We start from the raw sequence: 21,982 nt of genomic DNA, 5'->3' as shown, positions 1-21,982 counted from the left end.
TTCGGCCTTCCGGCGGTGTTGACTCTATCAGATCCTTTCGGGCCTGACTCCCAGTCAACCGGGTTTGTCTTTGCGGCTGTTGGGCCGTTCCGACGAGTGAGACTTTAGCGGAAACCCGGCCCCGAATCTAATCGGGGGCGTTCTCTCGAACGCGGATTCCTCATTCCGAAAAAGCGCACGAAAACAAGGCCGCGACAGAGCGCGGTCTGCTCGTAGGTTTCTTGCGGGATGGCCGCCCGGGGACCGACCAGAAGTCGGCGCTCACGTCGGGCAACCCGGAGAACACTACGGATCGGCCAGTCGGGTGTCAACTTCGGTACCCGAGGACTCAAGTCCCTGTCCTCGGCTGACGAGTCGGGGCTACTGTGGCGCCATGACTACGCGCACGTGTACCCAGCTGTGGTGGGCCGCCTGACGGCGGCCGTACTCACGTGTGCACTCACGGCCGCCGCTTCGGCGGCCGTTGGCGTATCTCCCTCCTGAGCGACGCGGCACGGCCGGCGGACGCGGCGGCCCCGACCAGGAGGTGGAAGAGAAGTGACGCGCATCTTCAGTGGGATCAAGCCGACCGGGCATCTGACTCTGGGGAACTACCTGGGCGCCCTCCGCCGGTGGGTAGAGGTCGACCAGCACCAGGCGGACGCCCTGTTCTGCGTGGTGGATCTGCACGCCCTGACCGTGGAGCACGATCCCGCGCGGGTGCGCAGGCTCACCCGACAGGCGGCGACGCTGTTTCTCGCATCGGGGCTCGATCCGGAGCTCTGCACGTTGTACGTGCAGAGCCATGTGGACGAGCACGCGCGGCTTTCGTACCTCCTCGAATGCGTCGCCACCGACGGAGAGATGCGGCGGATGATCCAGTACAAGGAGAAGGCGGCGCGCGAGCGGGGGCGCGGCGGGAGCGTGCGGCTCTCCCTGCTTACGTATCCCGCCCTGCTGGCCGCGGACATCCTGGCGTACAACGCGGATGAGGTGCCGGTCGGGGACGATCAGACGCAACACGTCGAGCTGGCGCGGGATCTGGCGGTCCGGTTCAACCAGCGGTACGGGCACACGTTCACGGTGCCGCGGGCCACGCCACCCGCGGTCGCAGCGCGAGTGATGGATCTGCAGGACCCGACGTCGAAGATGGGGAAGTCCCACGCGGGCGGCGCCGGGATCGTCTATCTGCTCGACGAGCCCGATGTCGTACGCAAGAAGGTGTTGCGGGCCGTCACGGACAGCGGGCGGGAAGTCGCGTACGACCGGGAGAACCAGCCCGGGGTCTCCAACCTCCTGGAGATTCTGGCGGCTTGCGAGGGCGGGAACCCCGAGGCGCTCGCGGGCGTTTATGAGTCGTACGGCGCTTTGAAGAAGGACGCCGCGGACGCGGTGGTGGAGGTGCTCAAGCCCGTACGCAAGCGGCACATGGAGCTGTGTGCCGATCCGGGGTATGTGGAGGGGGTGCTCCGACGTGGTGCGGAGAAGGCCAGGGGGATGGCCAGGCCCACGGTCGACGCGGCCTATCGCGCCATTGGGCTGCTGCCGCCCGGTGGGGAGGTCGGCTGAGGCGGGGCCGGAGGCGGGGCTCATACCTGAGGCTGAGCGGTCCTGACCGTTCGGCGTCGCCGGACAAACCGGAGCCGTCGCCGGGCCGTTGAGGCGTCGGCCGCCAGCTGTCGGCGGCCGACCGGCCGGTGGAGCGTCAGCCGTTGCCGGAGGCGAGTTCGCGGCTGCGGTCGCGGGCGGCCTCGAGGGCGGCGATCAGGGCTGCGCGTACGCCGTGGTTCTCCAGCTCGCGGATGGCGTTGATGGTGGTGCCCGCCGGGGACGTGACGTTCTCACGGAGCGTCACCGGGTGTTCGCCGCTGTCCCGGAGCATCACGGCGGCGCCGATGGCGGCCTGCACGATGAGGTCGTGAGCCTTGTCCCGGGGCAGGCCGAGCAGGATGCCCGCGTCGGTCATGGCCTCGACCAGGAAGTAGAAGTACGCCGGGCCCGAGCCGGAGAGCGCGGTGCAGGCGTCCTGCTGGCTCTCCGGGACGCGCAGGGTCTTGCCGACCGAGCCGAAGATTTCCTCCGCGTGGGTGAGGTCGGCGACGGAGGCGTGGGAGCCCGCCGAGATGACGGACATGCCCTGGTCAACGAGGACCGGGGTGTTGGGCATGACGCGGATGACCGGGGTGTTCTCGGCCAGGCGTTCCTCGATGAAGGAGGTGGGGATACCGGCGGCCGCGCTGATGACCAGGCGGTCCGGGACGACGTGCGGGGTGAGCTCGTCGAGGAGTTTGGCCATGTCCTGCGGCTTGCAGGCGAGGATCAGGGTGTCGGCGCGCTTGGCGGCGTCGGCGTTGGTGACCGCCTCGACGCCGTAGCGGGCGTGCAGCTCATCGGCGCGCTCCTGGCGGCGGGTGGTGACCAGGAGGTCCTTGGTGGCCCAGCCGGACCGGATCATTCCGCTGAGCAGGGCCTCGCCGATCTTTCCGGTGCCGAGGACTGCGACTTTCTGGGTCATGAGCGGTGCCTTCCGGTGCCTTCCGGTTTGTCGTCCGTGGCCATCCTCGCATCGTGATCCGGAAGGCGGTCGGGGTGTCTCGATGGGCGGTACGTGTGGGGTGCGGGGTCTTCCGGAATCAGGGGGTGCGGCGGCGCAGGGTGGCGGCGCCGAGGCCGAGGACGAGGAGGGCGCAGAGGGCGACGATGACCACGTCCCGGATGAATTCGGCGGTGACGTCGGGGTACCTGAGGACCTCGTTCATGCCGTCGACGGCGTACGACATGGGCATGACGTTGGAGATCGCCTCCAGGACGGGCTGCATGGTGTCGCGGGCCGCGAACAGACCGCAGAGCAGCAGCTGCGGAAAGATCACGGCCGGCATGAACTGCACGGCCTGGAACTCGGTCGACGCGAAGGCCGAGACGAACAGGCCGAGTGCGGTGCCGAGCAGCGCGTCGAGCAGGGCGACCAGGAGCAGCAGCCAGGGCGAGCCCACCACGTCGAGGCCGAGGCCCCAGAGGGCGAGCCCGGTGGCGAGGACCGACTGGATCACGGCGAGCGTGCCGAAGGCGACGGCGTACCCCAGGATCAGGTCGGCCTTGCCGAGGGGCATGGCGAGGAGGCGTTCGAGGGTGCCGGAGGTGCGCTCGCGCAGCGTGGCGATGGAGGTGATCAGGAACATCGTGATCAGCGGGAAGATGCCGAGCAGCGAGGCGCCGATGTTGTCGAAGACGCGCGGGTTGCCGTCGAAGACATAGCGGAGCAGCAAGAGCATCACGCAGGGCACGAGGAGCATCAGCGCGATCGAGCGCGGGTCGTGCCGGAGCTGGCGCAGCACGCGGGCGGCGGTGGCGAGGGTGCGCGCGGCCGAGAACGCCTGGGCTGCGGCGGTGGCGCGGGCGGGACCGGGAGCGGGCGCGTCCGCGGACCGGGTGGCGGACGGGCCGATGGGGGTGGGGCTCATCGCGCTGACTCCTTGTGCTCGGGACCGGCCGAGGGGCGGCGGTCGGTGGCGGTGTCCGGGGTGGTCCGGTCCAGTGCTGCCTGGCAGGCGTCGGCCTCGTCGACGAGGCGGAGGAAGGCGGCCTCGACGGTTTCGCAGCCCATGCGGGTACGCAGGGCATCCGGGCTGTCGTCCGCGAGGATCTCGCCCTCGCGCATGAGCAGCAGGCGATGGCAGCGCTCGGCCTCGTCCATGACGTGCGAGGAGACGAGGACCGTGGTGCCGCGCCCGGCAATGGTGTGGAAGAGGTTCCACAGGTCGCGGCGGAGCACCGGGTCGAGTCCGACGGTCGGCTCGTCGAGGACCAGGAGCTCGGGGTTTCCGAGCAGGGCGACACCGAGCGATACGCGGCTGCGCTGACCACCGGAGAGGTTCCCGGCGAGGACGTCGGCGTGCGAGGTGAGGTCGACGTCCTCGATCACCGCGGTGACGTTGGCGCGGCGCGAGCGGGCGGCCGCACGGCCCGGGGTGAGGATCGCCCCGAAGTAGTCGAGGTTCTGGCGCACCGTCAGGTCGTCGTAGACGGACGGCGCCTGAGTGACGTAGCCGATGCGCGACCGGAGAGCGGCACTGCCGGCGGGCCGGCCGAGCACGTCGAGCGTGCCGGTCACCCTGGCCTGAGTGCCGACGATCGCGCGCATCAGCGTCGACTTGCCGCAGCCGGAGGGCCCGAGCAGGCCGGTGATCTGGCCGGTCGGGACCGCGAAGTCGAGGCCGCGCAGGACGGTTCGGCCGCCGCGGACGACGGTGAGGCCCGCGGCGTGGATAGCGGGGGTGAGGGCTTGTGGTGGTGACCCGGCCGCGTAATTCATCATGTGATGAATAATGCGCCTGGGGAGAGGAGGGCGTCAAGGGACCGGGCCGCCCGGGTCCCGGCCCCTGCTCCGGTCCCGGTCCCGGTCCCGGACGGCCGTACGACCCATGCGGGAAGGGGGGACTGGGTTTAACCGGTTACACCGGGGAGGAGGCGGAGGGTGCCGGGGTGGGCAGCCGCGGCGCGCAGGAGGCGGACCGTGGAGCGGACCACTTGCTCCTTCGTACGGGCGGCCGCGCGGCCCTTGAGGATGAGCTCGCGCGGGGTGTCGTCCGCGCGGACGCTCTGGATCAGGCCGTTGTGTCGGCCGAGGCTGACGCACTGAATGGCATAGCGGAAGCGCAGCGGGCGGGCGGCGTCTCCTCTCAGAGAGGCGACGATCGAGGCGCCCGCGTGCGCCCCCGTCGGCAGCGCGGTGGCGCAGGCCATGCGCAGCTGCCTGCCGCCGGGGCCGGGGACGGCGGCCGCGTCGCCGACGGCGTAGATCTCCGGGTACGCGTGCGTGCGCAGGGTCGCGTCCACCGGGATGCGGCCCGACGCCGGGTCGAGGGGCAGGCCCGCGGCCGCGGCGAGTTCGGTGTTGGGGGTCATCGAGGCGGACCAGACGACAACGTCCGCGTCGACCTCGTCGGGGCTCGTCACCGGTCGGCCGTCTTCGGTGAGCGAGACGGTGACGCCGAGGCGCTCCAGGGTCGTCCGCACATGGGCCCGGCCCTTGGCCGAGAGGCTCTCGCCGAGCCGACTGGAGAGGAGCCGGACGTCCCATTCGGGATGGGCCTCGGCGAGTTCCGCGGCCATCTCGACGCCGGTGAGCCCACCGCCCACCACGGTGAGCCTGCCGGGACCGTCCTGGAGGCGTTTGCGCAGCTCGGCGGCGGATTCGGCGGTGTAGGCGCGGGTGCGGGTGCGCGGATGCGTGCTGTCGAGGGCGGCGGTTTCGGCGGGTGCGGTGCTGTTCGCCGTACGGCTGCCGAGGGCGTAGACGAGACGGCCGTACGGAAGGTCGCGGCCGTCGTCCGTGGTCACCACGCGCGCGTGCGGGTCGATTCCGGTGGCCCGTGCCGCGATGTGGGCGACACCGGCGCGCTCCAGGAGCGGGCGGAGCGGGTGGGTGACGTCGGGGCGGCCGGCGGCCAGTTCGTGCAAGCGGACGCGTTCGGTGAAGCGGTCGCTGGGGTCGACCAGCGTCACGCGCGCGTGCGGGGCGATACGGAGGGCCGCGACGAGGCCGCCGTAGCCCGCGCCGAGGACCAGGACGTCGGCCCGGTCGTGGGTCCGGTGGTCGGGCCGAGAGCCGGTCTGGGGTTTGGGTGAGGTGTTCATGCAGGGGAGACGACGTAGCCGCTTCCCGTGTGACACGCGGCGCGGTCAGAGCTCGTTGAACGCGGTCAGAGCTCGTTGAAGTCGAGGTGGCCGAGCTTGTCGGGGTTGATGATCGCGTCGATCCCGGTGATCCGGCCGTGGTGCACCGTGAAGGCGAAGACCGCCGCCTGCTCGCCGACCGGGTCGACGAAGACCAGGCCGGGGGCGCCGTTGATGTCCCGTACGAGCGCGCGCATCGTGGCCGGGTCGAAGCCGCGGGCGAGGCGGCTCGCGAAGCGCGCGACCTGCTCCGAGCCGAGCACCGGCACGCGTGCCGCGACGACCTTGCCGCCGCCGTCGGAGCGCCAGACCACATCCGGGTCGAGGACCTCGAGCAACCGGTCGAAGTCGCCACCCGTCGTGGCCTGGAGGAACGCCTCGACGGCCCTACGGTGCTCGCCCCGGTCGACCGAGCGGCGGGGCGCCTCGGCGCGGACCCGGCGGCGGGCGCGGGAGCCCAACTGCCTGACGGAATCCGGGGTTCGGCCCACCACCTCGGCGATCTCGGGGAACGGCACGCCGAACACGTCGTGCAGGACGAAGGCGGTGCGCTCGGCGGGCGTGAGCCGCTCCAGGACGGCGAGCAGGGCGACGCCCACCGACTCGTCGAGCGTCACACGGTCCTCGGGGCCGCCGACGACGCCGGTGCCGTGACCGCCATCGACGCGGGCGCCGCCGGGCAGAGCGGTCACGGCGGAGCCACGGGCGGTGCCCGAGACGATCGGTTCCGGCAGCCACGGGCCCACGTACGACTCGCGACGCGCGCGTGCCGAGCCCAACTGGTCGTAACAGAGGCGGCTGACGACGGTCGTCAGATACGCCCGCGGGTCCTCGACGGTGTCGTCGTCGAGGGCCTGCCAGCGCAGCCAGGCGTCCTGCACGGCGTCCTCGGCGTCGGCGACCGAGCCCAGGATGCGGTAGGCGATGCCCCACAGCCGGTGCCGCTGCTCCTCGAATGCCGCCAAGTCGGCCATGACCTCATCCTTCCAGCCCCTGTTCCGCCGTACCTCCTCGTAGAGGAGACGGTTCGGGTCAGCGGAGTGTGACAGTGAGGTCCACCGCGAACGCCTCCACGACCTCCCCTTCGGGGAAGGCCCGCAGCACCTCCGCGCGTTCTTGCGCGAGCAGCGGCGCGGCGGCCTCGGGTCCGAGCGCGGCGAAGTACGAACGGCTGCCGAGGTGCGCCATGTGTACGTCGATCGGGACGCGGCGGGTCCAGTGCAGGCGGCGGTGGACGGGGCGGAGGCCCGGGGCGATCCCGGCGATGATCGACCGCGCTGCGAGGGCGATGTCGTGGGCGTGATAGCCGGGGAGCCTGCGCTTGAGGCGGGCCTCCTGGTCGGCGGCCCAGGTGACGTCCGGGTCGGGGATGTTCCGCCACAGGGCGAGCGCGCCGCCCGGAGCGAGGACCCGCAGCGCCTCCGGAACGGAGCGCTTCGGGTCGGTCCAGTGCCAGGACTGGGCGTACGTGATCAGATCCGCGGTGGCATCCGTGAGCGGCAGCGCGTCACCGACGGCGCGGAGCAGCGGGACGTCCGGGAGTGCCGCCCGGAACCGGCGGCCCATGCCGGGGCCCGGCTCGATCGCGACGACGCGGGCGCCGCGGACTGCGAGCAGCCGGGTGGCGATACCGGTGCCCGCGCCCACATCCAGCGCGCGGGTGCCGTGGAGCGGGCGGCCGGTCAACTCCTCCACGGCGTCGAGGAGTTCCGGCGGGTAGCCGGGGCGGGCGGCGGCGTACTGGGCGGCGACCGAGTCGAAGGACAGGGCGAAGTCCGTCATGGGGCTGTCTCTCCTTCGTCATCGGCGCGGCCAAGAGACCGCTTTCGCGTCCGCCGTTCCTTCTGTAGCGGCCGTTTTCGCGCCCGTTCTTCCTTCTTCCTTCTGTAGTCGCTGTTCTGGTGGGCCGGTCGCTCCCGCTACTTGCGCTTCTTCTTCCGTGCCGACGGGTTTCCCGCGCGGCGGGCGGTGCGCCGCTCGTACTGCTCGCGGGCCGTCTCGTACTCGGCGCGGCGCAGCTTCTCGCCCGGGGCCTCGACCAGGGAGCGGCAGAAGTAGGCGAGCAGGGCGCCGACGAAGCCGATGGCCATCATCGAGCGCAGTTGCTGTTGGGTGCCGCCGTCGAGGCGCCTGCCGTACGAGTCCCAGGTACGGCGGAACGCGAGCGCGCTGCACACCGCGAAGACGACCACCATGAGGAGGCCGACGAAGCCGCCGACCTTCGCGATCTCCAGGCCCTGGTAGGCGAAGCGCAGCACGAGGCAGCCGACGGCCGCGGCGGCGAGCGAGCCCACGGCGACGCCCACGCGGCGCAGCGCGTAGCCGCCGTCGTGGTCGACCCACGTGGTGCCGAAGAAGCGGATGGGCTCGGGCTCGGGGCCACCAGTACCAGTGGCGCGGGCCGGGGTCGCGCCCGAGGTCGGGGCCGGGGCGGCCGGGGACTTGCCGTTCTCGTCTTCGCTCACGTCCTCGATTATCGCCCGGGGTGGCGGCCGTATCGCCTGGAGCGGCGGCGCGGTGCGCGCGGGATGGCGGCGGAGTGCGGGCTTCCGCCCCCGCGCCGGTCGCGTTGTCAGTGAAGGGCGCTAGCTTGGTCGGTGCACGAGGTGGGAGTGGTCCGAGACGGGGGAGGTCGGCGGCTGTGCGGCTGCGCTCAGGCGATCCGGAGGCGATCGGCGGGTATCCGCTCGAGGCGCGCCTCGGCGCGGGCGGGATGGGCACGGTCTATCTGGCGCGCACGGCCTCGGGGCGACGCATCGCGATCAAGCTGATCCACCGGCAGTACGCCGACGACGAGGAGTTCCGTACCCGCTTCCGGCAGGAGGTGTCGGCGGCCCGGCGGGTCAGCGGCGCCTTCACGGCCGCCGTGGTGGACGCGGACCCGGAGGCCGAGCACCCGTGGATGGCCACGGCGTACATCACGGGCGACACCCTGTCCCAGCGCATCTCCGGGCACGGCCCGCTGCGCGGCGTGGCGCTGCGCACGCTCGGTGTCGGGCTCGCCGAAGCGCTGCGGGACATCCACCGCGCGGGCGTCGTGCACCGCGACCTCAAGCCGTCGAACGTGGTGTTGTCGCCCGAGGGCCCCCGCGTCATCGACTTCGGCATCTCGCGGGCGGCGGACCACCAGACGCTGACCATGACGGGCCGGGTCATCGGCACACCGCCGTTCATGTCCCCCGAGCAGCTCCAGTCGCCGCGCGACGTCGGCCCCGAGTCGGATGTCTTCTCGCTGGCCACGCTCCTGGTGTACGCGGCCACGGGGCAGGGGCCGTTCGACGCGGACAGCCCGTATATGACGGCGTACCAAGTGGTCCATGAGGAACCGGCGTTGGGCAAGGTGCCGGTGCCCCTGCGGGGCGTGGTCGAGCCCTGCCTGGCCAAGGAGCCGCAGGGACGGCCCACGGCCGACCAGCTCCTGGCACAACTGCTCGCGCTGCCGGGGGACTTCGGGGCGCCGGATCCGCGGGACGGCGGTGAGCGGAGGGGCGGTGAGCGGAGGGGCGGTGAGCGGAGGGGCGGTGAGCGGAGGGGCGGTGACCGGAGGGGCGGTGACCGGGGCGACAGCAGTACGGACTCCGACTCCGTCGTCCAAGGTCCTCACGGCTCTCGAAACCCTCGGAGCTCTCGACGCCCTTGGAGCCCTCGTACGCTCACCGGTCGATTGCTGTTGCGGAACCGCCGTCGGTCCGTGCTCGCGGCGGTCGTCGCGGTGGCCGCGATCGCGGGCGGTGTGGCACTGCTCAAGCCCGGGCAGGACCCTACGGGCCCGGCGGCGAGCGCTGCCGAGAGCGATGACGGGACGCGTACGACGGCCGCTTCGGGCGCGAAGCTGCCCACCGGCTTCCGGCCCTGGCGAACCACGGTTCGCGGCGGGCAGGACATCACCGACGAGCTGCGCTGTGTGCCGCGCGGCGCTTCTCTGTACTGCGGGGGCGGCGGCGTGGTGGCCGCACGCCTGAAGGCCGCCGACGGCCGTGCCGTCTGGAAGGTGAAGAGCCCCGGCGTGCCCGTCCAGGGCATGCACCTGGTGGGCGTCACGGGCGACGCCCCGGCCACCGGCGGCACCCGGGCCACCGTCGTCGGCTACCGCCAGTCCGTCGACACCGACGCACCGAGCGAGGCCGTCGCCCTGGACGCGGGTACCGGCAAGGAGCTGTGGTCGACCCGGCTCGGCCAGCCGTCCGCCGCGTTCACGGTGGCGTCGGCGGAGGCGTTCCTCTACGAGAACCCGGCGGACAGCGGGGAGAGTTCGGGCTCGGCCACCGGCGTCCTCTCCGTCGACACCGCGCACACCCGGATCGAGTTCCGCCAGGCCCGCACCGGTGAGCTCCGCTGGACGGCCCCGTTCCCGTCGGGTACCCGCTGCACGCCGTACCCACCGGACGCGCAGGCCGGACAGGCCGGACAGGACGCACCGGACGCCGCAGACACCGAGGGCGCCGCCCGCCCGGCCCTCACCGGACCGCCACCCCTGTACGCGGTCTGCGCCCCGCGCGCCGAGGTGGAGACGGGCGACGTGCGGCACCCGACCCTGCACCCGCTCGACCCGGAGGACGGCTCCCTGGGCGAGGCGATACGGCTGAACGGACGGCTGCGGCCCGTGGGCACGACCGGCGACGGGAAGCTGGTGCTCGTGCGCGAGCACTGGTCGGGCGCGGCGTTCGAGGGCTACGACCAGGTGGCGGTGCTGGATCCGCGTACCAAGAAACTGACCACGCGCGCGTTGCGGGGCATAAGCGGGTCCGACGCGGCGCCGGCGAACGGCGCGGCGCCGCAACTGGTCGACGGGACGCTCTACTTCGTGACGCCGACCGGCCGGGTGCACGCCGTCGACCCGGCGACGGGACGCGGCAAGTGGTCACGGCAGACCGGCGCCGAGTGGGCCTCCGGCCCGGTGGCGGCCGACGGAGTGCTGTACATAGCGTCCCCCACCGGCCGCGTGGCCGCGCTCGCCGCCCGCGACGGCAAGCTGCTCTGGGGCACCGACCCGAGGGCCGAGAGCCCGGGCGGCGACGTCGGCGCGGGGCCTCGGGTGGCCGTGTCCGGTCGCGCCCTCATCGTGACCGCGGGCGAGAACACTGTGTTCGGCTTCGACACGGACCAGCCACCCAAGAGCGGCGAGCAGTAGGACTCCTTGCCTCAGCAGCGCACCTCAGCAACGCACCTCAGCAGCGCGGCGCCACGTACCCATCGCTGCCCGTACGGACATACGTGTCGGAGACATAGCGGCCCGCGCCGATCCGGTCCCAGAGGGCCGAGGTGCCAAGCGGTCCCGTGACCGTCTGGCCGCGGGTCTGGCAGCCGATGGTGACCCGGGTGCCGGCCGAGAGGCGGCCGACCTTGGCGTACGAAGTGCCCGGGCCCGAGCGGACGTTGACGTCGGCGACCAGCGTGTAGCTGTGGGCCGCCAAGGTCTCGACACCGGACTCGGGCGCTGCCTGGCTCTCGATGAGGTTCTCGCTCATGTCCTGCTCCCCCGTGATTCCCCGTAGTTCCCCGTGATGCGCCAAGACCGGCGGCACACGGCCGCCGGTCTTGGCGCATTGTTCACAACGTCGTTCGCTCAACAAGACGGAACGAAGAGACCTCTTGGTTCCCGCGGGGCCGAGCCCCTTGGTTGCGCGGGCCCCGCCCGTCAGCCGAGCTTGCTCACGTCCCGCACCGCGCCCTTGTCCGCGCTGGTCGCCATGGCCGCGTACGCGCGCAGCGCCGCCGACACCTTGCGGTCCCGGTTCGCCGGGGCGTACACGCCGTCGAGGGCGGTCTCGCGCGCGGCCAGTTCCTCCTCCGGGACGAGGAGTTCGATGGTCCGGTTGGGGATGTCGATACGGATCCGGTCGCCGTCCCGCACGAGCGCGATGGTGCCGCCCGATGCGGCCTCCGGCGAGGCGTGGCCGATCGACAGACCCGACGTACCGCCGGAGAACCGGCCGTCCGTGATCAGGGCGCAGGTCTTGCCGAGGCCGCGGCCCTTGAGGAAGGACGTCGGGTAGAGCATCTCCTGCATGCCGGGGCCGCCCTTGGGGCCCTCGTACCGGATGACGACCACGTCGCCGTGCGTGATCTCCTTCTTGAGGATCTTGTCGACGGCCTCCTCCTGCGACTCGCAGACGACGGCCGGGCCCTCGAAGGTCCAGATCGACTCGTCGACGCCCGCGGTCTTCACGACGCAGCCGTCCACGGCCAGGTTGCCCTTGAGCACGGCGAGCCCGCCGTCCTTGGAGTACGCGTGCGCCACCGAGCGGATGCAGCCGTTCTCGGCGTCGGTGTCCAGGGCCGCCCAGCGCTCGGACTGCGAGAAGGCGGTGGCGGAGCGGACGCAGCCGGGCGCCGCGTGCCACAGCTCCTCGGACTCGGCCGAGGGCTTCTCGCCGCGCACGTCCCAGGCGGCCAGCCACTCGGCGAGCGAGTCGGCGTGCACGCTGTGCACGTTCTCGTTCAGGAGCCCGCCGCGGTACAGCTCGCCGAGCAGGGCCGGGATGCCGCCCGCGCGGTGCACGTCCTCCATGTAGTACGTGCGGTCCTTGGCGACGTTCGGCGCGACCTTGGCCAGGCAGGGCACCCGGCGCGACACCGCGTCGATGGCGTCGAGGCCGAACGGAACGCCCGCCTCCTGCGCGGCGGCGAGCAGGTGCAGGATCGTGTTGGTGGAGCCGCCCATGGCGATGTCGAGCGCCATCGCGTTCTCGAAGGCGTCGAACGTGGCGATGTTCCGCGGCAGGACGGACTCGTCGTCCTGGTCGTAGTAGCGCTTGGTGAGCTCGACGACCGTGGTGCCGGCCCGCTCGTACAGCTCCTTGCGGGCGGTGTGCGTGGCGAGCACCGAGCCGTTGCCCGGCAGGCTCAGGCCGATGGCCTCGGTCAGGCAGTTCATCGAGTTGGCGGTGAACATGCCGGAACAGGAGCCGCAGGTCGGACAGGCGTTCTCCTCGATGCGGAGGATGTCCTCGTCCGAGATCTTGTCGTTGACGGCGTCCGAGATGGCGTCGACCAGGTCGAGGGTGCGCACGGAGCCGTCGACGAGCGTGGCGCGGCCGGACTCCATCGGGCCGCCGGAGACGAAGACCGTCGGGATGTTCAGCCGGAGCGCGGCGTTCAGCATCCCCGGGGTGATCTTGTCGCAGTTGGAGATGCAGATCAGGGCGTCGGCGCAGTGCGCCTCGACCATGTACTCCACGCTGTCGGCGATCAGGTCGCGGGACGGCAGCGAGTAGAGCATGCCGCCGTGGCCCATCGCGATGCCGTCGTCCACGGCGATCGTGTTGAACTCGCGCGGGATGCCTCCGGCGGCCGTGATGGCGTCGCTGACGATCCGGCCGACCGGCTGGAGGTGGGTGTGGCCCGGGACGAACTCGGTGAAGGAGTTGGCGACCGCGATGATCGGCTTACGGCCGATGTCCGCACCCGGTACACCGGAGGCCCGCATAAGGGCGCGGGCGCCCGCCATGTTGCGGCCGTGGGTGACAGTGCGGGACCTCAGCTCGGGCATCGTCGCTCGCTCCTTGGATAACAGTTCTGACTGTCGTCGAGCGTACGCCGGTGATCCAAGATCCGGGACAGGGTGTCCGGAATACGGGACGAAAGGACCACGGTTCGGTCAGCTGAACGGTCGACCCTCCGGTCGACCGAGACGCCGATCCCTCCGGCCCGCCGCCCCTTCCGCCCTCTTCCGCCCGCTTACGTCTCGGTCATGCCTCGGTCAGATACCGCTGCAAGGTCGGCGCCACCATCGCGATGATCTCCTCCGGATCGGCCGACGCCAGCGGCTCGACCTGGATGACGTACCGCACGAACGCGATCCCGATCATGTGCGAGGCGGCGAGCTCCGCGCGGAACTTGGGATTCGGCACGTCGAGGTCGCCCGCCACCCGCTCGAGGAGTCGGCGCAGGACGAAGTTCCGCAGCGCCTTCGCGGCGGCCTCGTGGGTCACCGCCGAGCGGACCACCGCGAGCAGCGGCGCCCGGGACACCGGGTTCTCCCAGATGCCGAAGAAGAACCGCGCGAGCCGCTCGCCGACCTGCTCGGTCCCCTCTCCCAGGATGGCCGGGACGACCAGGGCGGGCTCGAAGCTCACCTCGATCGCGGCGGCGAAGACCTCTTCCTTCGTGCCGAAGTAGTGGTGCACGAGCGCCGCGTCCACGCCCGCGACCTTGGCGATGCGGCGTACGGACGTCTTGTCGTAGCCGCGGGCCGCGAACTCCTCCCTGGCGGCCTCCAGGATCCGGTCCCGGGTCGCGGGCCCCGCGCTCTTCTCCGTACGGGAGGGTCGCCCCCGGCGCCGCGGGGCGGCGGCGTCACCACGGGGCTCGCCCGACTCGCCCGCCGCGCCGTTCGCGTCCGCCTCGCCGTTCTCGTCCGCCTCGCCGTTCACATCCGACCCGCCGTTCGCGTCCGACCCGTCGTTCGCGTCCGTCACGACCGCTCCGCACGGGCCGCCGAGGCCAGGTGGAGCCGGGTGAAGGCGAGTGCCTCCGCCAGGTCGGCCTCGCGTTCGGCGCTGGACATCGCCCGCCGCGTGTTGACCTCGATGACGACATGGCCGTCGAAGCCGCTGAACGCGAGCCGTTCGAGCAGCTCGGCGCAGGGCTGGGTGCCGCGCCCGGGCACCAGGTGCTCGTCCTTGGCCGAGCCGCGACCATCGGCGAGGTGGACGTGGGCGAGCCGCTCGCCCATGCGGTCGACCATCTCCAGGGCCTCGATGCGGGCGGTCGCGGTGTGCGAGAGGTCGACGGTGAAGTGCCGGTAGTCGTCCTTGGTGACGTCCCATTCGGGGGCGTACGCGAGCATCTCGCGGTCCCGGTACCGCCACGGGAACATGTTCTCCACGGCGAACCGCACATCGGTCTCGTCGGCCATCCGCCACAGGCCGGTGATGAAGTCGCGCGCGTACTGCCGCTGCCAGCGGAACGGCGGATGCACCACCACAGTAGAAGCGCCGAGTTTCTCGGCGGCGGCCTGCGCGCGCTGAAGCTTCATCCAGGGGTCGGTGGACCAGACCCGCTGGGTGATCAGGAGGCAGGGCGCGTGCACCGCGAGGACGGGGATGCCGTGGTAGTCGGAGAGCCGGCGCAGCGCCTCGATGTCCTGGCTGACGGGGTCCGTCCAGACCATCACCTCGACGCCGTCGTAGCCCAGGCGCGCGGCGATCTCGAAGGCCGTCGCCGTCGACTCCGGATAGACCGAGGCCGTCGACAGGGCGACCTTCGCATCCGGGATGCGCACCACTGGTTCTGCCACGAGGGACAGCGTACGGGCCGCGCACCCGCCGCTGGCAGGCGCATGGCTCACGTCGCACGTCCTGTCCCGTCGTCCGGGGGCTCCGCTCCTGGGGCTGTGCCCCCAGGCCCGCCTTTGTCGCGCTGAACGCGCTCGTCCTCAAACGCCGGACGGGCTGATCGTTGCCCCGTTCGGCATGTGGTCGAGGCGGCGCAGGATGACGCCCTCGCGGAGCGCCCAGGGGCAGATCTCCAGGGTCTCGACTCCGAACAGGTCCATCGCCCCCTCGGCCACCACGGCGCCCGCGACGAGCTGCCCGGCCCGCCCGTCGGACACCCCGGGCAGCTGGGACCGCTCGGCCGTGGTCATCGCGGCCAGCTGCGGAACCCAGTCCTCCAGGGACTTCCGTTTGAGTTCCCGCTGTACGTAGAGGCCCTCGGCGGAACGTGCGGCTCCGGCGAGCCGGGCGAGCTGCTTGAACGTCTTGGACGTCGCCACTACGTGGTCGGGCGCCCCGAACCGGCTGAATTCCCCCACCGTACGGGCGATCTGGGCCCGCACATGGCGGCGCAGCGCCTTCACATCGGACGGGTCGGGCGGGTCACCCTCCAGCCAGCCGGAGGTCAGACGCCCGGCTCCGAGGGGCAGCGAGACCGCGGCGTCGGGCTCCTCGTCGATGCCGTACGCGATCTCCAGGGAGCCGCCGCCGATGTCGAGCACGAGGAGCCGCCCCGCGGACCAGCCGAACCAGCGGCGGGCGGCGAGGAAGGTGAGCCGGGCCTCGTCCTCACCGGAGAGGACCTGCAGATCGACGCCGGTGGCCTCCTGGACCCGCTCGAGCACCTGGTCGGCGTTGGTGGCCTCGCGCACCGCCGAGGTGGCGAAGGCGAGCACGTCCTCGCACCCCTTGTCCTCCGCGGCCTCCAGGGCGTCCTGCACCACGGTGATCAGCAGGTCGACGCCCTCGGGGCCGATCGCTCCGTGGGCGTCGAGAAGTTGGGCAAGCCGCAGATCCGCCTTGTGCGAGTGGGCGGGCAGCGGGCGCGCGCCGGGATGTGCGTCCATCACCAGCAAGTGCACCGTGTTCGATCCCACGTCGAGGACACCGAGTCTCATAGGGAAAACGCTACTGCGCGTTCCGCACCCGCTGGTCCACACGGGGTCCATCGCCCGCATACCCTGGGTCTGTGCCCAAGACGAAAAAGGCAAAGCAGAAGAAGTTGGACCAGAAAAAGTCGGGACAGAAGAAGGATCAGAAGCAGCAGGAGCGGGCCGTCGACGCCGCGGTGCCGGACGAGAAGGGCCTGGACTTCCCGCGGGCCTGGGTCGAGTTCCCGGACCCGGCCGACGACGAGCAGGTCTTCCGCTGCGATCTGACCTGGCTGACCTCGCGCTGGCACTGCATCTTCGGCAGCGGCTGCCAGGGAATCCAGGCGGGTCGCGCGGACGACGGCTGCTGCACCCTGGGCGCGCACTTCTCGGACGAGGAGGACGAGAAGCGGGTGGCCGGTCATGTGGAACGGCTCACACCGGAGATCTGGCAGAACCATGCCGTCGGCACGGAGACGGGCTGGACCCAGGAGGACGAGGACGGCGACCGCCAGACCCGCCGCTACAACGGCTCGTGCATCTTCCAGAACCGCCCCGGCTTCGCGGGCGGCGCGGGCTGCTCGCTGCACATCCTGGCGCTGCGCGAGGGCCGCGAGCCCCTGGAGACCAAACCGGACGTCTGCTGGCAGCTGCCGGTCCGGCGGACGTACGAGTGGATCGACCGTCCGGACGACACCCGCATCCTCCAGATCTCCATCGGTGAGTACGACCGCCGGGGCTGGGGCCCGGGCGGCCACGACCTGCACTGGTGGTGCACCTCGGCGACCTCGGCGCACGGCGCGGGCGACCCGGTCTATGTCTCGTACCGCCCGGAGCTCATCGAGCTGATGGGCAAGGAGGCGTACGACGTCCTCACGGAACTCTGCGAGGCCCGCCTGGCGTCGCAGCTGCCCCTGCTCGCCCCGCATCCCGCGGACTAGGGGTGTCTCCCCGATCTTGGCGGCCCCGCAACGATCGGAGAGACACCCCTAGGGCGTTTCCGACGACGGGCCGGTGGTCGTCGGCGTCCCGGGCTCCGAGGGCGACGGGCTGCCGGACGTCGGCGGCCCCGTCGGCTCGGACGGCGACGGATCGCTCGGTGAGGGCGACGGGTCCGACGGCGACGGCGTGGGCGACGGGTCGGTCGGCGAAGGGCCGGGGTCACTCGGCGAAGGCCCAGGGTCAGTCGGTGATGGGCCGGTGTCGCTCGGCGAAGGCGACGGGTCCGACGGTGACGGGCTGCCGGGCCCGGTCGGCGAGGGGCGCCCCGGGACCGTCGGTGACGGCGACCCCGCCCCGGATCCGTCGATCATGACCACCGAGCCGCCCGGACCGATCCGGACCCGCGCGCTCCAGGGCCCGGCGGGCTCCCGCGACTCATCTACGTAGACCCTGATCGTGGCGGACTCCCCGGGCGAGAGCGTGCCCGAGGTGCGGCTCAGCCAGAGCCAGGAGACGCCTTCGTACGCCGTCCACTCCACCGGCGCACCGCCGGAGGCCCGCAGCGTGATGAGCGTCGCGCCCCCGCTGGGCTGCGCCTCGACCGTGAGCCGTCCGGGCCCGACGCCGGGCCGCGAGGGCTTGACGTCCGGGCTGACCACCTCGACGGAGACGTCCGCCGCGCGGCTGTCCGCCGTGAAGCGGGAGTCGGGCTCGCTGCGGGCGTTGCCCGCGTTCTCGTACGTGTCCGGGGTCCGGTCACCGGCCAGGTCGCCCTGGGCGTCGGAGCTCGCGGTCACCGAGCGGCCGCCCTCGCCCTCGCCGGTCAGCGGGGCGCCACGGTAGGCCGCCCAGAGCGCGAGCACCGGCGCGGCCACCACGGTGGCGACCACGGTGGAGGTGACGGCACGCGCGCGCAGCCGGTCTCTTCGGGCCGCCCGGTCCCTGGGGTCCACCGGGAAACCCTGCCGGTCGAAGCGCGGTACCCCGCCACGCGCGCGTGCGCAGCTCGAAACGGCCGCGTGCACCGCGGACCGGGGCGCCGGGACGACCGGCAGCGCGGCGGGGGCGACCGCGGTGCCGGGCCAGGCGTCGGACCCGGCCCGCTCGGCGGTACGGCGGCAGCGGGGGCAGTCGTCCACGTGCCGGACGAGCTCGTCGCGCAGGGCCGTGCCGAGGAGCAGCTGGTGGTCGCCGGTGAGCCGGGCGACGGCCGGGCAGCCGCCGGTCTCGACGACGGCGAGGGCGGCCCGGGTGCGTTCCACCGCGCAGGCGGCGGCCGCGAGCAGCTCGCGCGTCGCGGCGGGGGCGAGGCCGAGGACGGCGGCGACCTCGTCGGCGGCCAGGCCGTGGCGGACCGCGAGCTCCAGGGCCTCGCGCTGCTCGGGTGTGGTTCCGGCGGCCTCCGGCCAGGCGAGCAGGGCGAGTTGGCGGCGGCGCTCGTCGTCCAGGACGGCGGCGGCCGGGTCCGCTCCCTCGGCCGAACCATCTACGTCGGTCGCGTCCGCGGGGACGGAATCGCGGGTTCTGCCCGCCGCGTCACTCGCCGTGTGACCGCCTGTGCTGCCCGCCGCATCGTTTCCTCTGCCCTTACCGGCCGCGTGCGCCCCCTGCCGCATGCGCTTGGCCTCGGCCAGCTTGCGCAGGCAGACCCAGCGCGCCAGGGCGTAGAGCCAGGCCCGCCGCCGGGACTCGTCCGCGGGCGCGGGTGTGCGGCGGCGCTCGGCGAGCGCGAGGGCCTCGCCGAGCGCGGCGGTCGCGGCGTCGTGGTCGCAGAGGACCGACAGGCAGTACGTGAACAGGCCGTCCAGGTAAGGCTCGTAGCCTTCGGGCGGGCTGTTCACGTACTGCGCGACCGGCCGTTCGGACCGGGGCGCACGACGGTGCGCCCCCTGTGCGCCGGTGGGGTGCGTGGGGTGCTCCGGGCTCCGTTTCGTCACCCATGCGACCGTAGGCGGCCGAAGGAGGGGCGGTCCGGGCTCTTGCGGACGTTTAATCCTTACGGGTGAACAGATCCCTCAAAAGGGGACAGGAGCCCCAGATTCCGCGATCGTCCCCTCCGGCACCACCCATCGGAATTCTTCCCTCCGGAGACGGGGCGCACGGAAGCACACCGTCCCCGGCCCGGCTTCGCGGGGTCTGGCACGTGCATCTGCGGCGTTGTCGTCGGTTGCCGACGGTCCGCGTCGGAAAAGCACCGTCGTCCGCAGCCGGGCTGACCCGGAAGACCGGAAGCGAGGACCTAGGTGGCCTCGTTGTCAGTGCCCCCCGCTACGGTCTTCGCATGGCTGCCCGTACGAAATCCACCAAGGACCGTCCGTCGTTCCGCTGCACCGAGTGCGGCTGGCAGACGGCCAAGTGGCTCGGCCGCTGCCCCGAGTGCCAGGCCTGGGGCACGGTCGAGGAGTACGGCACGCCCGCGGTCCGCACCACGACGCCCGGCCGGGTCACCACCTCCGCCCTGCCCATCGGCCAGGTCGACGGCCGCCAGGCCACCGCCCGCTCGACCGGCGTCGACGAGCTGGACCGGGTGCTCGGCGGCGGCCTCGTCCCCGGCGCCGTGGTGCTGCTCGCGGGCGAGCCCGGCGTGGGCAAGTCGACGCTGCTGCTCGACGTCGCGGCGAAGGCGGCGAGTGACGAGCACCGCACGCTCTATGTCACCGGCGAGGAGTCCGCGAGCCAGGTCCGGCTCCGCGCCGACCGCATCCGCGCCCTGAACGACGACCTGTATCTGGCCGCCGAGACCGACCTGGCCGCCGTCCTGGGCCACTTGGACGCGGTAAAGCCGTCCCTGCTGGTCCTCGACTCCGTACAGACCGTGGCGTCCCCCGAGATCGACGGCGCGCCCGGCGGCATGGCCCAGGTCCGCGAGGTGGCCGGCGCCCTGATCCGCGCCTCCAAGGAGCGGGGCATGTCCACGCTCCTGGTCGGCCACGTCACCAAGGACGGCGCGATCGCGGGCCCCCGCCTCCTGGAACACCTCGTGGACGTGGTGCTGCACTTCGAGGGCGACCGGCACGCCCGCCTCCGCCTGGTCCGCGGCGTCAAGAACCGGTACGGCGCGACGGACGAGGTCGGCTGCTTCGAGCTGCACGACGAGGGCATCACCGGCCTCGCCGACCCCAGCGGCCTGTTCCTGACCCGCCGGGCCGAGCCGGTGCCCGGCACCTGCCTCACCGTCACGCTGGAGGGCCGCCGCCCCCTGGTCGCCGAGGTCCAGGCGCTCACGGTGGACTCGCAGATCCCCTCCCCGCGCCGTACTACGTCCGGCCTGGAAACGTCCCGCGTCTCGATGATGCTCGCCGTCCTGGAGCAGCGCGGCCGGATCACCGCCCTCGGCAAGCGCGACATCTACAGCGCGACGGTGGGCGGAGTGAAGCTCTCCGAGCCCGCCGCGGACCTCGCCGTCGCCCTCGCCCTGGCCAGCGCCGCCAGTGACACCCCGCTGCCGAAGAACCTCGTGGCGATCGGCGAGGTCGGCCTCGCCGGGGAGGTCAGACGGGTCACGGGCGTGCAGCGGCGGCTGGCCGAGGCGCACCGCCTGGGCTTCACCCAGGCCCTCGTCCCGGCCGACCCGGGCAAGGTGCCGCCCGGTATGAAGGTCACCGAAGTCGCCGCCATGGGGGACGCGCTGCGTGTGCTGCCCAGATCCCGTCGCCGAGAGGCCCCGCGGGAGGTGGATGACCGCCGGTAGACTTTGCCCCGGTCTCGCCCATCCGTACGAACCAGGGGCAGTACGGGGGCCGCGCACGAGCCGCGCGCGCCCCAGGGCAAGGACAACCGCGACCGGAGGAGTTCAGTGGCAGCCAACGACCGGGCGGCAGCTCCCGGCAAGTCCGGCGGGAGCTCCGGCGGCGACGGCAAGACGGGGCTGATGCGCGCCTCACTGAGCGCGGTCGCGCCCGGCACGGCGCTCCGCGACGGCCTGGAGCGCATCCTGCGCGGGAACACCGGCGGGCTGATCGTCCTCGGCTCCGACAAGACCGTCGAGGCCATGTGCACCGGCGGCTTCGTCCTTGACGTCGAGTTCACCTCGACCCGCCTGCGCGAGCTCTGCAAGCTCGACGGCGGCATCGTGCTCTCCTCGGACCTCTCCAAGATTCTGCGCGCCGGTGTGCAGTTGGTGCCGGACCCGACCATCCCCACCGAGGAGACCGGTACCCGGCACCGCACCGCGGACCGGGTCTCCAAGCAGGTCGGCTTCCCGGTCGTCTCGGTCTCCCAGTCGATGCGCCTGATCGCGCTCTACGTCGACGGGCAGCGCCGCGTCCTGGAGGACTCCGCGGCGATCCTGTCCCGCGCCAACCAGGCCCTGGCGACCCTGGAGCGGTACAAGCTCCGTCTGGACGAGGTCGCGGGCACGCTCTCCGCCTTGGAGATCGAGGACCTGGTGACGGTCCGCGATGTGTCGGCGGTGGCGCAGCGGCTCGAAATGGTGCGCCGTATCGCCGCCGAAATCGCCGAGTACGTAGTAGAGCTGGGCACCGACGGACGTCTTCTGGCCCTGCAACTCGACGAGTTGATCGCCGGTGTCGAGCCGGAGCGCGAGCTGGTGGTACGGGACTACGTCCCGGAGCCCACCGCGAAGCGCTCCCGCACGGTCGCCCAGGCGCTGCACGAACTGAACGACCTGACCCACACCGAGCTCCTTGAACTGCCCATAGTGGCCCGCGCGTTGGGGTACAGCGGCTCGCCCGAGACCCTGGACTCCGCGGTCTCGCCGCGCGGCTTCCGGCTGCTCGCGAAGGTGCCGCGGCTGCCCGGAGCGATCATCGACCGCCTGGTGGAGCACTTCGGCGGCCTGCAGAAGCTGCTCGCCGCGAGCGTCGACGACCTGCAGACGGTGGACGGCGTGGGCGAGGCCCGGGCCCGCAGCGTCCGCGAGGGCCTGTCGCGGCTCGCGGAGTCGTCCATCCTCGAGCGGTACGTGTAGTCAGGTTCGGCCTGTCCGGCGCTAGGGCCCGTCTCCCGGGTCTTCGCGGGCCCGCGAATGAAACGAAGCGTGCTGACCCGCTACCGCGTCATGGCGTACGTCACCGGCGTACTCCTGGTCCTGCTGACCCTCGGCGTGATCGCCAA

At 72.2% G+C, this 21,982-nt stretch carries 18 protein-coding genes and 1 pseudogene; 6 read left to right on the top strand and 13 right to left on the bottom strand.

The window, feature by feature from the left end; translation table 11 throughout:
- The first annotated feature begins 537 nt into the window (after positions 1-537).
- On the top strand, positions 538-1,548 hold the full coding sequence (trpS, locus tag ACWD10_RS37675) for a tryptophan--tRNA ligase (protein WP_451098246.1): 1,011 nt from the start codon (positions 538-540) through the stop codon (positions 1,546-1,548).
- 136 nt (positions 1,549-1,684) lie between these two features.
- Here the strand turns inward: trpS and proC are convergent, their stop codons facing one another.
- From proC to ACWD10_RS37640, 7 genes are all read right to left on the bottom strand, one after another.
- The gene (gene proC / locus ACWD10_RS37670) at positions 1,685-2,494 is read right to left on the bottom strand and encodes a pyrroline-5-carboxylate reductase (RefSeq protein ID WP_451098245.1); all 810 of its coding nucleotides are present in this window, start codon (positions 2,492-2,494) and stop codon (positions 1,685-1,687) included.
- Positions 2,495-2,612: 118 nt separating this feature from the next.
- On the bottom strand, positions 2,613-3,440 hold the full coding sequence (locus ACWD10_RS37665; RefSeq protein WP_451098244.1) for an ABC transporter permease: 828 nt from the start codon (positions 3,438-3,440) through the stop codon (positions 2,613-2,615).
- Positions 3,437-4,294, bottom strand: coding sequence for an ABC transporter ATP-binding protein (locus ACWD10_RS37660; protein WP_451098243.1), 858 nt, complete (start codon positions 4,292-4,294; stop codon positions 3,437-3,439). The genes ACWD10_RS37665 and ACWD10_RS37660 overlap by 4 nt, the downstream gene beginning before the upstream one ends.
- 128 nt (positions 4,295-4,422) lie before the next feature.
- A complete protein-coding gene (locus ACWD10_RS37655; protein WP_451098242.1) occupies positions 4,423-5,616 on the bottom strand; it encodes an NAD(P)/FAD-dependent oxidoreductase in 1,194 nt (397 codons plus the stop codon).
- A gap of 65 nt (positions 5,617-5,681) precedes the next feature.
- Positions 5,682-6,629: an RNA polymerase sigma factor SigJ gene (gene sigJ / locus ACWD10_RS37650; protein ID WP_451098240.1), complete on the bottom strand. Its 948-nt coding sequence runs from the start codon at positions 6,627-6,629 to the stop codon at positions 5,682-5,684.
- A gap of 58 nt (positions 6,630-6,687) precedes the next feature.
- A complete protein-coding gene (locus ACWD10_RS37645; RefSeq protein WP_451098239.1) occupies positions 6,688-7,437 on the bottom strand; it encodes a class I SAM-dependent methyltransferase in 750 nt (249 codons plus the stop codon).
- A 137-nt stretch (positions 7,438-7,574) separates the two neighbouring features.
- Positions 7,575-8,120 (bottom strand): EamA/RhaT family transporter, encoded by a 546-nt coding sequence (locus tag ACWD10_RS37640; protein WP_451098237.1) that lies wholly within the window; start codon positions 8,118-8,120, stop codon positions 7,575-7,577.
- A 176-nt stretch (positions 8,121-8,296) separates the two neighbouring features.
- On the opposite strand from ACWD10_RS37640, the gene ACWD10_RS37635 reads away from it, so the two are divergent.
- Positions 8,297-10,786 carry a protein kinase domain-containing protein gene (locus tag ACWD10_RS37635; RefSeq protein WP_451098236.1) on the top strand — a complete coding sequence of 830 codons (2,490 nt, stop codon included), beginning with the start codon at positions 8,297-8,299 and terminating at the stop codon, positions 10,784-10,786.
- Positions 10,787-10,823: 37 nt separating this feature from the next.
- Here ACWD10_RS37635 and ACWD10_RS37630 read toward each other — a convergent pair whose 3' ends face one another.
- The 5 genes from ACWD10_RS37630 to ACWD10_RS37610 form a co-directional block, all read right to left on the bottom strand.
- A complete protein-coding gene (locus tag ACWD10_RS37630; RefSeq protein ID WP_451098234.1) occupies positions 10,824-11,123 on the bottom strand; it encodes an SH3 domain-containing protein in 300 nt (99 codons plus the stop codon).
- 170 nt (positions 11,124-11,293) lie between these two features.
- A complete protein-coding gene (gene ilvD / locus ACWD10_RS37625; protein ID WP_451098233.1) occupies positions 11,294-13,147 on the bottom strand; it encodes a dihydroxy-acid dehydratase in 1,854 nt (617 codons plus the stop codon).
- 199 nt (positions 13,148-13,346) lie between these two features.
- Complete coding sequence (locus ACWD10_RS37620; RefSeq protein ID WP_451098231.1) at positions 13,347-14,075, bottom strand: TetR/AcrR family transcriptional regulator; 729 nt, start codon at positions 14,073-14,075, stop codon at positions 13,347-13,349.
- The gene (locus ACWD10_RS37615) at positions 14,072-14,896 is read right to left on the bottom strand and encodes a sugar phosphate isomerase/epimerase family protein (protein ID WP_451098230.1); all 825 of its coding nucleotides are present in this window, start codon (positions 14,894-14,896) and stop codon (positions 14,072-14,074) included. Before ACWD10_RS37615 ends, ACWD10_RS37620 begins: the two co-directional genes overlap by 4 nt.
- A 138-nt stretch (positions 14,897-15,034) precedes the next feature.
- Positions 15,035-15,991 (bottom strand): Ppx/GppA phosphatase family protein, encoded by a 957-nt coding sequence (locus tag ACWD10_RS37610; protein WP_451098229.1) that lies wholly within the window; start codon positions 15,989-15,991, stop codon positions 15,035-15,037.
- Between the two features lie 71 nt (positions 15,992-16,062).
- Between ACWD10_RS37610 and ACWD10_RS37605 the strand changes: the two genes are divergently transcribed.
- Entirely contained in the window at positions 16,063-16,905 is an 843-nt protein-coding gene (locus tag ACWD10_RS37605; RefSeq protein ID WP_451098228.1) for a hypothetical protein, read from the top strand.
- A gap of 48 nt (positions 16,906-16,953) precedes the next feature.
- Here ACWD10_RS37605 and ACWD10_RS37600 read toward each other — a convergent pair whose 3' ends face one another.
- Positions 16,954-18,843, bottom strand: coding sequence for a BACON domain-containing protein (locus ACWD10_RS37600; protein WP_451098226.1), 1,890 nt, complete (start codon positions 18,841-18,843; stop codon positions 16,954-16,956).
- Positions 18,844-19,187: 344 nt separating this feature from the next.
- Between ACWD10_RS37600 and radA the strand changes: the two genes are divergently transcribed.
- From radA to ACWD10_RS37585, 3 genes and pseudogenes are all read left to right on the top strand, one after another.
- A complete protein-coding gene (gene radA, locus ACWD10_RS37595; RefSeq protein WP_451098224.1) occupies positions 19,188-20,597 on the top strand; it encodes a DNA repair protein RadA in 1,410 nt (469 codons plus the stop codon).
- Positions 20,598-20,702: 105 nt separating this feature from the next.
- On the top strand, positions 20,703-21,836 hold the full coding sequence (gene disA, locus ACWD10_RS37590) for a DNA integrity scanning diadenylate cyclase DisA (protein ID WP_451098222.1): 1,134 nt from the start codon (positions 20,703-20,705) through the stop codon (positions 21,834-21,836).
- 57 nt (positions 21,837-21,893) lie between these two features.
- Positions 21,894-21,982 (top strand): annotated as a pseudogene (locus ACWD10_RS37585) (DUF3817 domain-containing protein); the annotation flags it as partial.

The sequence above is a fragment of the Streptomyces sp. NPDC002851 genome, assembly GCF_053591935.1.
Note: the sequence above shows the minus strand (reverse complement) of the source record. Positions and strands in the feature narration are given on the sequence as shown.